This is a genomic window from Leptolyngbya sp. FACHB-1624 (genome assembly GCF_047649235.1).
Classification (GTDB): domain Bacteria; phylum Cyanobacteriota; class Cyanobacteriia; order Leptolyngbyales; family Leptolyngbyaceae; genus Leptolyngbya; species Leptolyngbya boryana.
This window is the reverse complement of record NZ_CP180258.1, coordinates 3,349,036-3,360,892: the sequence shown is the minus strand read 5'-3', so window position 1 is coordinate 3,360,892 and position 11,857 is coordinate 3,349,036. Positions and strand designations below refer to the sequence as shown.

Here is an 11,857-nt window from a genome sequence, read left to right as displayed (position 1 = left end):
ACTGACTTCCCTTCACAGCATCGCACTGCAACTGCCTTGTTTTAGACCGTGGCATCGCGCCCAGGTCGGAGAAATCCGTGCAATTGCAATCTAGCATCATTGCTCCGTGCATTGTGCAAGCATCACTTGCATTCAAGTCACGATGATGTTGATCTTGTCCTCTTTGAGTAACTGCTTGCTCAGCGCGATCGCCGCTCTCAGTTTTCGACTCCGACCCTGAATGTTTGGGAAAAGTTCGTCTAGTTCCCGCAGTTCGCGCTCTGTCATCGCGACTGAACTATGTTTTGGCGTTGCCATAAGATCCTCCTGGTTAGTAAAAACGCGCTGCAATTTACTAGCTGTTTTGAACGTAACACAGCATTTTGTTATATCGATAAAAGATTTTGAAGTTTCCCAGGAAGGCTCCGTTCACCTCAAAAACGTTTACGGGTGTTGAGGGGTAAACGCCACGAGTTTTTCCCGTGACGTTTAGGGGTGAACGCTACCTAGTAGATCTCAATCGCCATTGCTCGTGGAACTTTGCGAAATCGACTGTGGCAAGGATCGCGAACTCAAACAACGCCTCATCCAGAGATTGATAAAGACCGTCGCGAAGCGTCTCCGGAGTATGACTTTGAAGGGTGCAATGGAGCCATTCCTCATCTGAGTCCGGCTGGATGATCACCCAGTATTCGTTCTCAATTCCAAAATCTGCCAAAACAACATCATTCTCGATCTCGATTTGCTTGAACCCTCTTTTCCGCAAAGCCTCAACAATTTCTTGTTGTGTCATGATTTTCTCCTTAACGTCTAGAATCCAAATAATTGCTTTTCAAGTGCCCGTGCGATTTGCATTCTTCCTGCTCGAACTGATATCGAAATAATGCCGCGCTCTGGATGCTGCCAGAGTTGATGTGAGCCTTTGCCGTTGCGTAAAAATTGCCAGTCTTTAGCGGCTAGTTTTTGCTTGAAATTGTGGTGCATTGTGAGTCTTCTCTTAATAGCTTGATGTGTCTACTGTAGCCATCCATCCCATTCGACAACTAGCGTTACCTCAACGGTATTTCCGTGGTCATACCAGAGAACGCTTTTTACCTTGAATCCTTTTTGATCTTTGACAATGTACTCACCGATAGTTGGAACTCTGGGAAAGCCTTGCTGCCAGTTGTAGATGTTCTGATGCTCGTCACGGTCGGTTTCGTCAATGATGTTGCATGTGATCATTTCCGGGGTTCTCCTAATAGTTTGATAGTTCAGTTGTAGAGCGTCGTATTGTCGCATTTTGTGGTGTCGCATGTCGCATGTCGCGTTTTGTCGCACTGTCGCAAGGGCTGTCGCACCCTTGTCGCACCGTTGCGACAGACTGCGACAAGGGTATTTTGCGACAGTGCGACAAATGCGACAGAGGTTAATTACTGTTAGTAAAAAACGTGCCATCAACCTCGTAGATTTCACCATCTAACGCCATTACTTCCAGATAAAGCTTGATATCCTCTGTGGACATTCCGCGAACAGGTTGACGGGCATTTCTGGTAAGGTCACGAGGCTTAGAGCCTTCACTGTTTGCCAGTAGGAAGCGCTTGATTTCTGCTCGGATTTCGAGTTCTGACGAGTCAGATTCCGTGTTGTCAGATGGCATTGAGTCACCATGATAGAACTGCTCGACTGGGTGTTCGGCTTCAGTCGATTGCATTAAAGATTCGAGCGAAATCCTGCGAGATTTTGGCTCTATTTTGGGTTCTGAGTTAGCAGGAACATCTCGAACCAAATCGTGATAAACCGGAGTGATTCCCCACGAATTTGTAATTGAGTCAAAGTAGACTCGTCCGGTTTCGTTCAGTTGAGATTGAGTCGGTTCACCAGAGAAGAAAGTCGAGCGATTGGCAATCAAACCTTGATTCGATTTCGCCAACAACAACACCCGTCTGTAAACGTTGCGAGTTCCGCCACTGATGCCAAAGTCGCTAGTGTTAGGTGATTGAGAAACCAACCATCCATATTGTTTAGAACTCCGTCCCATCGAAGACAGCGCATTGAATCCTGCCATCAGTCCCTTGAACCACTGCCCGGTCTTTTCCTTCACCGCCAAGGCTTCATCGAAAATCAGAAGCTTCATTGGTGCATGTGAGTTTTGGAATTCGGCGATGAAGGTATCGATCGCGTCTTGAATCGCTTCCATGTCCTCAGCAGGCGTGAATGGACGAATGGGACATTGCAGTAAGCGATCGCACATTTTCCAGTAGTCCGCCTCTGCCGGATCTGATTTCGGATCGATCGCCCAAATCTGACAGTCAGGATGAAGCTGTTTGATCCAGCGAGTTGCATACGCGATCGTGAGTCCTTTACCCGCTCCTGGTTGCCCGACGATCAAAGTCGATTGCAGATGTTCAGCAAGAGATTTGGCAATGTCCTCTGCCCCCTGTTTTTGAGCCGTAGAAGCGACGCTTTGAATCATTGGTGAGGATTGTACCTCCACTGCGTTTAAGCGGGTATTGGAGCCGATTTGCGGGGTTTGGAATGATGTTCTAGCCTCATGTCCATCAATCGCACCCGCGCTCTGTAATCCGTACTGTGGGAACCGCTTCGACGCTTCTGGCAGATGGCTTGTATAGATCGCGGGATTGCCTAGAACATCTCGCAAGGCTTGCGGATTTGCGAAGTAGCTCTGAATCGTTCCCGCGAGAAACGCATCAATCAAAAACTGGTAACACGCCCATCGTTGTGTTGGGTGAACATAATTCATTGCTGACAGCAAGCCTTCAGGGGAGAAGTGGAGCAATTCATACTCAACCTTTTCGCGATCGCTCAAGTAGGCTGCATCCTCTCGAATCGAATCCCGCTGCCCTTGAATTGCAGCGACATCGTAAGCGTTCCCGGTTTCGGTTGAACTGGACAACTCAACGTCACGCTCGGCTTGAGTCTTGCTGGATAGCGGCATAATTTGAACTTTGCCAGTTTGCAACCATTGGGCAAAGACTGCCATCGAATAGGCGATCGCTCCTCCTGCGACGATGAGTGAGCCTAATGGATTGCTGAGGATGAGTAATGCGCCCCCGCCTGCAATACCTGCAAGCCCTGAAACTTTGCCAACGCCTGCATCAATCTTGGATGTCTTGATCTCATTGCGTAGGGTATGTTTACGGGTTTCGATGAAGTTGAGCGTGTCGCCCATCTCCAGCAAGGTTGCAGGGAGAAGCTGATCATCGTGCATCAGTTGCGGATTAAACTTGCTTAGAGCCATTTGATTTACCTCACCGGGGACTTGAATGGAAAAGAGGGGAGTGTGACGGCTCCCCTTTGTCGTATCTATGCGGATTCAGATTTGTTTGCAGAAGGCTTTCTAAAGTTCAGCACTTTGGGGAAGCGCTTCGATTCAGACTCAGCCTTCACGATGTCCTCATTGGCTTGCCAGAGTGCCACAAACTTTTCTGCGGCAAAGACATTGATGTAAGTCCAGATAGCAGAAGTGACGAAAGCGCTAGGACTAAGGAACATGAACCGATAAAGCGGTGCGACGGCTGATGCAATGTCCACAACATAGGAAGCTCGAACCACGCCTGAGATCTTTTTATGATTGGCTGTTCCTGCTTGCTTGTAGGCTTTCGCTTCAATGTGAACTACATCGATCGCTTCTTTTGGAACTTCCCCAACTCGAAAGTTCTTCACCGATTCGTAGTCCTGCTTAGCTTTAGCGACAGACTTCTTACCACGCTGTAAGTTGGCTTGAACGCCCAGAATGACGATCGAGATAACGCTCGTCACGTAGAAGTTTGGATCAGCGAATGCAACGCCGATGTTCTGGATGTTGCCATTGTTGGGACTGAACGGTTTGGGCATAAATGACGGGTGAGTTTCGGCAATGTATGAGCCATCAAACTTGCCCGTCTTAGAGAAGTGATTGCCGATGGCGAGTGCTTGCCAATAAGATTCTGCCGAACATAGCCAGAAGTAAATGGCGATTGAACCGAGAAAGATTCTCTGTCCTCCCCGTGGAGCCGTACACCATTTGTAAAGTGCGGCTGGACGGGAAAAGAACCATGCGATCGAATCAGCAAGCGAACCGAAGATTTCATCGGCAGTCGGTTCAGTGTTGTGATTCGATTTGGGCTGAGTCGAATCTGATCCAGTTGCTTTGGGCTGAGTTGAATTGTCTTGAGCGTTCCGAAGTGCCATGAGTGTTGCTCCTATTTGAGTAAGGGATGATCGGGGTTATTGCAAACGGTTGTATCTGGTGTGAATTTGCGATCCTTCCAGATCCCTGCACAGCGTTCAAATTTGTCGAAAATCAATCGAGTCTGAGTCGGTTGCGTCTTCCAGAAAGGCAACCCTGGCTTGATTTGCTCTCGCCCGACATCGTTGATAATCAGGCGATGAATGTTTAACTGATCTGCCTTCTGGAATGCCGTAGCTTCTCGGTTTTGCGCGTCGGCTTGCTTCTCTGCGATTTGTGCCCGTTGCTCAATCTCTGCGGTTCGTAGGTCGGTTTGGTGCTGCTTTCCCGCTTTGATGAGTAGCTGACTGCCACCAATGACGGCAGAGAAAAGCAGTAATCCGATACCGAGGTTTCGAGAACCTTTGTAGAGTTGCTTGTGTAGACTCACTTCGCCTTCCTGTGCTCGACTTGTGGGACTTCAACCTTGAATAGAACGCCCTGGTCACGCACCCAGTAGCCAGCAACGAAAGCAAGCAGGACACAGCCAAATACGAAAATCCCGCTTGTCATTGATCCATCGTCTTTGTGATAGTTGCTCATGGCTCTTGCTCCATCCAAATGCCCTGATCGAGTTGAGCCACAAGCGCTTTGAGTAGCGGCATTGCATCATCTGGTGTTCTAAAATTCGTGTGAATCGTTGCAACGTCCCAAGCATCAAAACTTGGATTGATTGGTGTGAATTCTTCGACGTAATCGCCAAAGCTTGCATCGTCGATTTCTCCGTCAATGCGGAATGAAATCCACATTCCGATCGCTCCGATTAACTGAACTTTCTCAATGTAGAAAAGTTGTTCTAGCCTGTCGCCAAACGTTGGGGCAAGGGCATCTGCAAGTGGTTGAGAGTAATAACTCAGGTCAGGCTTCATAATGAAAAAGCTCCGATGATTTTGTAGTTGTGGGAGTGGAGCCGATCACTGAACTTTCCTAGGGCGAAGTGATCGGCTTTTGCGTGTCATTTCTAGATGTTTCGGAACGATTGAGCAAGATTCGGCTTGGTTTCGGGCGAAGCCGTTGCCTCTACTGTCTTTCCAGGTCTTTCAGTTGAATCTTGCTTGTACTGGGCAGTACTATCAGCTTTCGGCTCTGTTTTGGGTGCAAACTGAGTCGAAAGTGATGAGTACTTGCCAGTACTGCCGAGTACTGACGTGATAATGTGCGATGCTGCGTCATCTAATGAGCAGAACTCGCCATTACTCACCAGTACTTGCAGTTTTGAAATTGCCGTTTCAGTTAGCACTACTGAGTTTTTTCGTTGCGCCATTGTGCTACCTACACCAAGCTCAGGAAGTGATAGTACGAACCTCGTACACTAGCTGTTTGAGCATCGCCGTCTACCCAGAAGTTCGGGTTAGCTTTCAACAGTCTTTTTCGCAGAAGCATCGCGCCGCCGCCAGAGAATAGAATCTGCTCTGCTTGGGTCAAGCTGGATTCATGCTGGCTAAACACCATACCGATTACATCGTCTTTCCAGCGTTCTAGATGACGGGTTTTGATTGCTCCCCATTGGGCAGTCTCAAGCTTTGCAATCTTGCCTTGCTTCAGTGCGATCGCGATTTGAGTATCTTTCACCGTCTTAGGGGTGTCAGTGGTTCCCAGTAGCGCGGTTCTCACTTCATCATCGGATGCGATCGCAGATGCCAGATTGAACACTCCGAACTGAATCGGCTCCCCTTTAATTGGTTCACCGGATTCGTTGACTAACCAAACTTCGGTTGTCCGATAGCCAATCTCGATTGCCAAGCTGTATCCAGGTTTCAACTGATTCAATTCAGAAGCAAGCCAGTAAGCACCCACGCCTTCTGGGACAAGCTCAACTGAATCGACAATGACATCAACCTCGCGTCCGTTGCGGGTGAATTGATGCCGCCCTAGAATCTGATCTTCGATGCGTTGCTTTACTACCGGGTCAAAGTAGCTGTGATGGCTCATCACGATGCGTAAATGACCTCCATGCGCTCCGCCGTTGTCTTCAGGTAGTAATAGAGGCATGAGCAGGAATGCAGCCATTTCAGACTTGTCTCTGCCGAGAGTAGCGATCGATTGATGATCGCCCAGTGCAGGCATCTCACCGAACCAGATCGTTTCGCCGTCTTTGGTCTGAATTTGCGGGCTGGATTGAGTTCCTTTCCCACGGGCAACTCTGTCGATCGTGTGCGTCCAAGCTGAATGCACAATCAAAGGATTGATGTCGCCTTCGCCGTATCTTTTTCCTTGACTGTTCGAGATTTCAATGCTGATGAGTTTGGGCGAATATCCAACCTTGTTTCTTAGCGCTAATGCAGCGCGATCAGGCGAGTAGTTCATTGTTGATGCTCCTAATTTATGAACAAAAAACTGGCTCCAACATCGAGTCAGAGCCAGTCGAGAGATTAACGCTTCGCGTCAAAGTTCGTGATTGGCGGTCGGTCTTGCGGAACTTTTGGGGACTGCGACTTTGTGGGGATTGCGTAGCCGAGGCAACAAGCCCCAAGCAAGACGACGAACAGAATTTTTGTCATGATGAAAACATCCGGTAGGTAAAGTTAGAGCCGCGATTTTGCTGTGTAGGCATCGCGGCTTTTTGCTTCGATTAATTCAGATGCGGGGCTTCTGGTAGGCGCGGCAGGTCGATCGTTGGCAATGAAATCGAAATTCCGCGCTGATTAAGCCAGGGCAGAATTGCGTCATCAAAGTAGCTCCGAGTTTCGCGACCTGCGTTGATGAACCACTTGTAGAGTGAGCCGAGCCATGTGAAAAACGCAAATGCGTCTGCCCAAATTTGGTCATAGTTGACGGTGATTCCCGCACAACCCTCAGTCAGGTCGATGGCAGTGTGCTTCGAGACGCAGCCACCGATTACGGCAGCACAAAGTAATCCAAACATTTTTGAATCCTCAATAAGTAATGAGTTTGTTTTGCCAAAAAGCAAGAGCGCTTCCAGGCATCGCACCTGGAAGACCGCTTAGAACGGTTGCGCTGTTGGGTTCTTTGCTTCTGCTATCATTTGAAAACCTCTAAATTTTGGAGTTGCCGTGACTAATCAGGAATATGTCAAGCTGGTTCTCGAAGAACTTGCTCGAAGAAAGTCAGAGAAGCATCGGCTTCAGTCGAACACGAACAGCAACCCCGGAAAGATTCGCGATTCGCCTTGAGTTTTAGTTGGATGGAATCTGTAGGGAGCGGATCGACTTTTTGCCCACAGGAGTCAAAAGTACGATCGCTGAAATCTCTGAGCAAGCCTAACGAATCGATTGCGCCGCCTTTGCCGTCATGCCATCTGCGGCAAGCTGGCAAAGTCGCATCAATGCGCGATCGTCGAATCTAGAACGCCACAGCAATTTGCGAACATCTGCTGTTGGAGAAACTTGAGAAACGAATAATTCAAGGCTTCGATAACCTTGTTCAGAGTCAACGTCTGGGAGCCATCCAGCGGCGGAATTGATACACATCGAGGCAACCGCCCAGGAATTAACGCAATCCTCTCCGCGATGCTCGAATGTCTCGCATAGTGGATGGTAGAACCCGCTGATGCGCTTCAACCCAACGCCTTCTAAAGAGTCAAAAGGCTTGCCGAAGTCTTCCATTTTGGGAAAACCAGTATCAGCAATCGCCTTGAGTCCAGGCGCGGTTAGTGCAATGCCTTTATCCGTGATCCGAAAATGATCTTCGAGCCTTAGTCCAGCAGCTTCGACAACCTCCGCGAGAATGTCAAAAGCCTCGTCCTGGATCAGGAGTTGGCTTTCTTTTGGTAAGCGATCCAAAAGTTGCAGTGATAACTCCCGGTGTTCTTTGAGGATTCGATTCATCGCTTCCTCTGCTACGGGTTGCCCGTAACGCTCTCTCATCTGCTGAACACCGTCAGAGAATGCTTGAATATCGCCTCGCTTTGCCGATGGTGTAAGCCGTTTGACCGCGATTGCGATTTTCGTCTCGTCTGCTGATTGAAATCCGTTGCTCATCTGTTGAACGTCCTTGTAGTGCTTGAGGCTGGAAGAGTCCAGCGGATCGGCTTCTCAATGCAGAAGCTCGATCGCTGAAATCTAAAAATTGAAAACCGAAACTTTTATTCCAAACCGATTGCAGTGGAATTGAGCAATATCAACGTATTCATTGGCATCTTTACCAACTAGAACTAGCTGTAAATCTTTGTCTGGATGGTAGAAGCCGTAGGTTAAAAGTTGTCCTATTCCGTGCTTCCAGTTTCGAGCGACTTTTAGTTCGATAACTGACGTTGCAGTAAGAACGTCAATCCGTCCAACTTCTGTCACTGACTCAGTTTCGCCGCTTAATACTGTTGCCAATTTCTTGGAGCATTCAAGCTCAAATGGTGTTTTGCCAGTGGCAGGCTTTAGACTAAGGAGCGGCAACGAAACAGAAGTAGAAACAGGCTCCAGAGCTTCGGAGACAGATTGAAAAGCATCAATACTGCCTAGTTGCTCAATCGGCACTGTGTAGGTGATGCAAGGTCTTTTCTCTGGCTTTTCAAAATGCCATCGAACGCATCCTCTAGTACTACGAGCGTCAACGTATTTTTTAGACACTCGCGAAGGTGGCTTTTGAACCCGTATCCTCGGTTTTTTCACACATACTTGCAGAACTCAGCAGAACGTGTTGCCCTGTCACCGCAACAGCGATTGCTGAAATCTTTGAAATACGCGAGAAGGACTCAGCTTCGCTCCGGTTCGGCTAGGAAGGTGCAATCTCGCTATTCAGTTGTCAATGGTGCGGTTTTGAGTTTGTGTGCCCCGGCTTGTTTTGCTTCGGTTGGCGACCCCGAAGGTTCCCGGTACTCCTGTCTCAGCCCCGGTCGGCTCGGTGAACTTCTCGCTCACAGAAACTAATATAGCGTTAAATGCTACAACCGTGTTGTTAAATGCTATAAATGTAGTTAATAAGTCTCGAACCCAATCATAGGTAGGGACTATAGCGTTAAACGCTATCTAATGGTGGTGAAACGCTATAGTGGTGATTAGTTCTTTATTAGAAGGTATTGTGATGACTGTCCCTACCGTTGAAGTCATCACTGTCGTGAGTCGGATTATTTGGAAGCTCAGAGAAACACTCGCCCGAAGACGAGTGACGAATAAGGCATTAGCTGATGAGATTGGGCTTCATCCCACAAATGTCTCTCGACTAAAAAACAGAGACACGCTTCCAGCGATCGGCAGTGATGACATTGAAAGGATTCGAGTCGCTATTACAAAACTGAGTTCAGAAGAGTTTGGCGTATGCACACTTTCTGAACTTGTTGAATTGAAAGAGGACTCTGAATAATGAAATCTCCAACCCGCAAAGAATTCTCAGATTGGCTGATGTCCGATGCCCTAATCTTCTGGCTTCTCGAAAACTGCCCGAACCACGTAGATAGAATTATCCCGACATTGCCGGAATTAGAATCGATGTATGCTCCCAAAAGCGAGTCAACTGCCCTCGGCATCGATATCTCGCCCAGATTACGGATCGGCGTTGATCGGGACAAATGGGCGTTTTGGGTCAGAATCAACGGGTGTCTGATGACTGCCGATGGTGTGAGCCTGCAACATTTCAGAAGCAATGATTTTGCCGCGCCCTCGTCTACAGCGAAACTCGTTTCAAACCTGCTCAGAATCAAACAAATTGAACGCCCAGAAGTTATGCCAGAAAACATCTTCCAAGAACGCGATCGCCAAATCCGCTTACTGATTGAGTTTGGATGCAGCCCGAACCAGGTCTATGAGTTTTTGGGTCTGGATGCCATCCAGCAAGACATTGAGGATGTGATCGAGCAGGAGTTAGCCAAGAATCCGCAGAAATCGCTTTACCGCCAATGTCTAGAAGACGACAATACTCAAGCCTGCATCGCGCTTCTGGAGCAATTGCAGGCATAAGCTACCCCAGTGCCTACATGGATGAAGAATTCCGCGAAAAGAGTTAACGCTTAAAAAGCCGCTACAGAGATTCCTGTAGCGGCTTTTTAATGCCTGTCAACAAGTTTGTTTTTGTTAGGTAATAATCTCCGCGTTCATTTGGCGATCAATCCATTCCATGTCAAAGCTCCTGAATGAGGCATAACCAGCCGTGACAGAAGCAACGAATTCCATTCGAGGGATAGCCTTCTTAGCCTCTGGAGCAAAGACGAAGTTAAGCACATTGCCTTCAACGGTTACGTTCAGAGCGCCAGAAGCAACAATTCCTGATCCAACTCGAATCTTTTGTCCATCACTGGAATTATTCTTGAAAGTCGTCCCGTCAATCGTTTGAGATGAATCCCCGAACCATGCTCTTGTCCCTGCCGACAGCGCGATCGACATGAAAGCGCCGTTGCTCGTCCAGAGGATATTATCTTCAAACGTCAGTCCAAAAGCATTGGCTCGAACTTCTCCTGGCGCACTTCCAACACCCCCCGCATCGAATACACCGTCGCTCACTAATCCACCGTAGGACGAGTTAGATAAGTTCAGAATCAGGTTTCGGCGAATGATGCTGTCTTGAGAACTATCCTTCGGAATATTGAATGCAAATCCAACGACAGAAACATCGGTCATGTTGATAAACACGTTGTCTTCAATTGTGACCTGTTCACCGCCGTTGGAAACTCCGTCAGCCCAATGCCGAGAATAGTTGCTTGTTGTGCCATCGAAAAAATTACCGCGAATTAAAATGTTTGTCGCTTTGGGTAGTCCTATGCTTTGTCCCGCAATCGTTAAGTGACTGAATCCTAAAGAATTATCAATGCGGTTGTATTCAGCGCTAGCTCCATCGCCACCAAGCAACCCAACATTGATGTTTTGGGGCTTCCAGTTCGGATTATTAGCAGTGTTTCTCTGACCATCAACCCAGACATTGTTCAGTGCTGAACCGCTCAACAATGCAATCATATTGCCGTCATTGTAGTTCGAGCTTCGATACAACCGAGCCATCTTCTGATACTCGTCTGTGCCTGGATTTCCGTGCGTATCCAGTATGACCCCTGACGGCATTACGATTTGGCTCGTGACTTCGACGATCGCGCCTTGAGCAAGGGATAAGATATCGCCTGGCTTGAGGCTGTTTAACACGGTCTGCAACTCTGTGCTGTTCCTAATCCCATTTGTCTCGTCAACAGCATAGAACCCGCCTTCGTATCGTCGAACGTAATATGCGTTTGATCTTGGAGCGGCAGGGCGATACGGCGTTCCACCAACGAGGTCATATTTTGTATTCAGGTACGATGGCGCTATCCGAGCAAACTCGTCACCGCCGAACACCGCCATCACAGCATTAGAAAATGGTTGCCGTCCTGAGTCGATCTGCCATGTCCAGTTAATGACCTCACCTGCGTTTGCCTCGCGAGACAATGCGACTCTATACAGCGTCGAAATTCTTTGCTGAGTTGTGTATTTTTTGGCGGCAAATTCTTCGCTATTGAAAAAGCTAGATCCCATGCCTCGTAGCTGGTCTACTGAGACGCTTTTCTCAATTTCGCTCTGCCAGAATCCCCATCCTCTACCCTCTGGGGCACGACCTAGACCATCTGTAAAAAGCCTTGACAAAAACTGGTAGGCGGGCATTTTCTCACTCCACGAAAAAGCGGGATGACTGATTCCCGCCGATGTAATCTTTGCATTGTTCTACGTATATTCCCGGACGCTTCATAAGAAATTTATAAAAACTTTGACTGGTATTGAACTACTCCATCTGCGTAGAAGGCTTAGCCAAACATCCAAT

Annotated in this window: 17 protein-coding genes; 2 read left to right on the top strand and 15 right to left on the bottom strand. The window is 48.1% G+C overall.

Features of this window, described 5'->3' with window-relative positions; all coding sequences use genetic code 11:
* Positions 1-132 precede the first annotated feature (132 nt).
* The 14 genes from ACMUEV_RS15765 to ACMUEV_RS15700 form a co-directional block, all read right to left on the bottom strand.
* A complete protein-coding gene (locus ACMUEV_RS15765; RefSeq protein ID WP_190652276.1) occupies positions 133-297 on the bottom strand; it encodes a hypothetical protein in 165 nt (54 codons plus the stop codon).
* Between the two features lie 184 nt (positions 298-481).
* Positions 482-772 carry a hypothetical protein gene (locus tag ACMUEV_RS15760; protein ID WP_190652275.1) on the bottom strand — a complete coding sequence of 97 codons (291 nt, stop codon included), beginning with the start codon at positions 770-772 and terminating at the stop codon, positions 482-484.
* Positions 773-789: 17 nt separating this feature from the next.
* Entirely contained in the window at positions 790-963 is a 174-nt protein-coding gene (locus ACMUEV_RS15755; RefSeq protein WP_190652274.1) for a hypothetical protein, read from the bottom strand.
* Between the two features lie 30 nt (positions 964-993).
* Positions 994-1,203, bottom strand: a complete 210-nt coding sequence (locus tag ACMUEV_RS15750) for a hypothetical protein (protein WP_190652273.1) — start codon at positions 1,201-1,203, stop codon at positions 994-996.
* Positions 1,204-1,387: 184 nt separating this feature from the next.
* A complete protein-coding gene (locus ACMUEV_RS15745) occupies positions 1,388-3,220 on the bottom strand; it encodes an ATP-binding protein (RefSeq protein ID WP_190652272.1) in 1,833 nt (610 codons plus the stop codon).
* Between the two features lie 65 nt (positions 3,221-3,285).
* The gene (locus ACMUEV_RS15740) at positions 3,286-4,152 is read right to left on the bottom strand and encodes a hypothetical protein (RefSeq protein ID WP_190652271.1); all 867 of its coding nucleotides are present in this window, start codon (positions 4,150-4,152) and stop codon (positions 3,286-3,288) included.
* 11 nt (positions 4,153-4,163) lie between these two features.
* Positions 4,164-4,580: a hypothetical protein gene (locus ACMUEV_RS15735; RefSeq protein ID WP_190652270.1), complete on the bottom strand. Its 417-nt coding sequence runs from the start codon at positions 4,578-4,580 to the stop codon at positions 4,164-4,166.
* Complete coding sequence (locus ACMUEV_RS15730; protein WP_190652269.1) at positions 4,577-4,732, bottom strand: hypothetical protein; 156 nt, start codon at positions 4,730-4,732, stop codon at positions 4,577-4,579. Before ACMUEV_RS15730 ends, ACMUEV_RS15735 begins: the two co-directional genes overlap by 4 nt.
* Positions 4,729-5,058 (bottom strand): hypothetical protein, encoded by a 330-nt coding sequence (locus ACMUEV_RS15725; protein ID WP_190652268.1) that lies wholly within the window; start codon positions 5,056-5,058, stop codon positions 4,729-4,731. The genes ACMUEV_RS15730 and ACMUEV_RS15725 overlap by 4 nt, the downstream gene beginning before the upstream one ends.
* Positions 5,059-5,150: 92 nt before the next feature.
* Positions 5,151-5,453, bottom strand: a complete 303-nt coding sequence (locus ACMUEV_RS15720; protein WP_190652267.1) for a hypothetical protein — start codon at positions 5,451-5,453, stop codon at positions 5,151-5,153.
* An 8-nt stretch (positions 5,454-5,461) separates the two neighbouring features.
* On the bottom strand, positions 5,462-6,496 hold the full coding sequence (locus tag ACMUEV_RS15715) for a ParM/StbA family protein (RefSeq protein ID WP_190652266.1): 1,035 nt from the start codon (positions 6,494-6,496) through the stop codon (positions 5,462-5,464).
* 265 nt (positions 6,497-6,761) lie between these two features.
* On the bottom strand, positions 6,762-7,055 hold the full coding sequence (locus ACMUEV_RS15710) for a hypothetical protein (RefSeq protein WP_190652265.1): 294 nt from the start codon (positions 7,053-7,055) through the stop codon (positions 6,762-6,764).
* Positions 7,056-7,410: 355 nt separating this feature from the next.
* On the bottom strand, positions 7,411-8,130 hold the full coding sequence (locus ACMUEV_RS15705) for a hypothetical protein (RefSeq protein WP_190652264.1): 720 nt from the start codon (positions 8,128-8,130) through the stop codon (positions 7,411-7,413).
* Between the two features lie 81 nt (positions 8,131-8,211).
* Positions 8,212-8,619, bottom strand: a complete 408-nt coding sequence (locus ACMUEV_RS15700; RefSeq protein ID WP_190652263.1) for a hypothetical protein — start codon at positions 8,617-8,619, stop codon at positions 8,212-8,214.
* A gap of 547 nt (positions 8,620-9,166) precedes the next feature.
* Between ACMUEV_RS15700 and ACMUEV_RS15695 the strand changes: the two genes are divergently transcribed.
* Positions 9,167-9,445: a helix-turn-helix domain-containing protein gene (locus ACMUEV_RS15695; RefSeq protein ID WP_190652262.1), complete on the top strand. Its 279-nt coding sequence runs from the start codon at positions 9,167-9,169 to the stop codon at positions 9,443-9,445.
* The gene (locus ACMUEV_RS15690) at positions 9,445-10,038 is read left to right on the top strand and encodes a hypothetical protein (protein WP_190652261.1); all 594 of its coding nucleotides are present in this window, start codon (positions 9,445-9,447) and stop codon (positions 10,036-10,038) included. Before ACMUEV_RS15695 ends, ACMUEV_RS15690 begins: the two co-directional genes overlap by 1 nt.
* A gap of 114 nt (positions 10,039-10,152) precedes the next feature.
* Here the strand turns inward: ACMUEV_RS15690 and ACMUEV_RS15685 are convergent, their stop codons facing one another.
* A complete protein-coding gene (locus ACMUEV_RS15685) occupies positions 10,153-11,700 on the bottom strand; it encodes a DUF4214 domain-containing protein (protein WP_190652260.1) in 1,548 nt (515 codons plus the stop codon).
* Positions 11,701-11,857 lie beyond the last annotated feature (157 nt).

Bases quoted from the DNA above. Each gene is read 5' to 3' on its own strand.
- ACMUEV_RS15710 (WP_190652265.1), bottom strand. From the start codon at position 7,055: ATGTTTGGATTACTTTGTGCTGCCGTAATCGGTGGCTGCGTCTCGAAG.
- ACMUEV_RS15745 (WP_190652272.1), bottom strand. From the start codon at position 3,220: ATGGCTCTAAGCAAGTTTAATCCGCAACTGATGCACGATGATCAGCTT.
- ACMUEV_RS15760 (WP_190652275.1), bottom strand. From the start codon at position 772: ATGACACAACAAGAAATTGTTGAGGCTTTGCGGAAAAGAGGGTTCAAG.
- ACMUEV_RS15755 (WP_190652274.1), bottom strand. From the start codon at position 963: ATGCACCACAATTTCAAGCAAAAACTAGCCGCTAAAGACTGGCAATTT.
- ACMUEV_RS15705 (WP_190652264.1), bottom strand. From the start codon at position 8,130: ATGAGCAACGGATTTCAATCAGCAGACGAGACGAAAATCGCAATCGCG.
- ACMUEV_RS15685 (WP_190652260.1), bottom strand. From the start codon at position 11,700: ATGCCCGCCTACCAGTTTTTGTCAAGGCTTTTTACAGATGGTCTAGGT.
- ACMUEV_RS15725 (WP_190652268.1), bottom strand. From the start codon at position 5,058: ATGAAGCCTGACCTGAGTTATTACTCTCAACCACTTGCAGATGCCCTT.
- ACMUEV_RS15730 (WP_190652269.1), bottom strand. From the start codon at position 4,732: ATGAGCAACTATCACAAAGACGATGGATCAATGACAAGCGGGATTTTC.
- ACMUEV_RS15715 (WP_190652266.1), bottom strand. From the start codon at position 6,496: ATGAACTACTCGCCTGATCGCGCTGCATTAGCGCTAAGAAACAAGGTT.
- ACMUEV_RS15765 (WP_190652276.1), bottom strand. From the start codon at position 297: ATGGCAACGCCAAAACATAGTTCAGTCGCGATGACAGAGCGCGAACTG.
- ACMUEV_RS15720 (WP_190652267.1), bottom strand. From the start codon at position 5,453: ATGGCGCAACGAAAAAACTCAGTAGTGCTAACTGAAACGGCAATTTCA.
- ACMUEV_RS15690 (WP_190652261.1), top strand. From the start codon at position 9,445: ATGAAATCTCCAACCCGCAAAGAATTCTCAGATTGGCTGATGTCCGAT.
- ACMUEV_RS15740 (WP_190652271.1), bottom strand. From the start codon at position 4,152: ATGGCACTTCGGAACGCTCAAGACAATTCAACTCAGCCCAAAGCAACT.
- ACMUEV_RS15750 (WP_190652273.1), bottom strand. From the start codon at position 1,203: ATGATCACATGCAACATCATTGACGAAACCGACCGTGACGAGCATCAG.
- ACMUEV_RS15695 (WP_190652262.1), top strand. From the start codon at position 9,167: ATGACTGTCCCTACCGTTGAAGTCATCACTGTCGTGAGTCGGATTATT.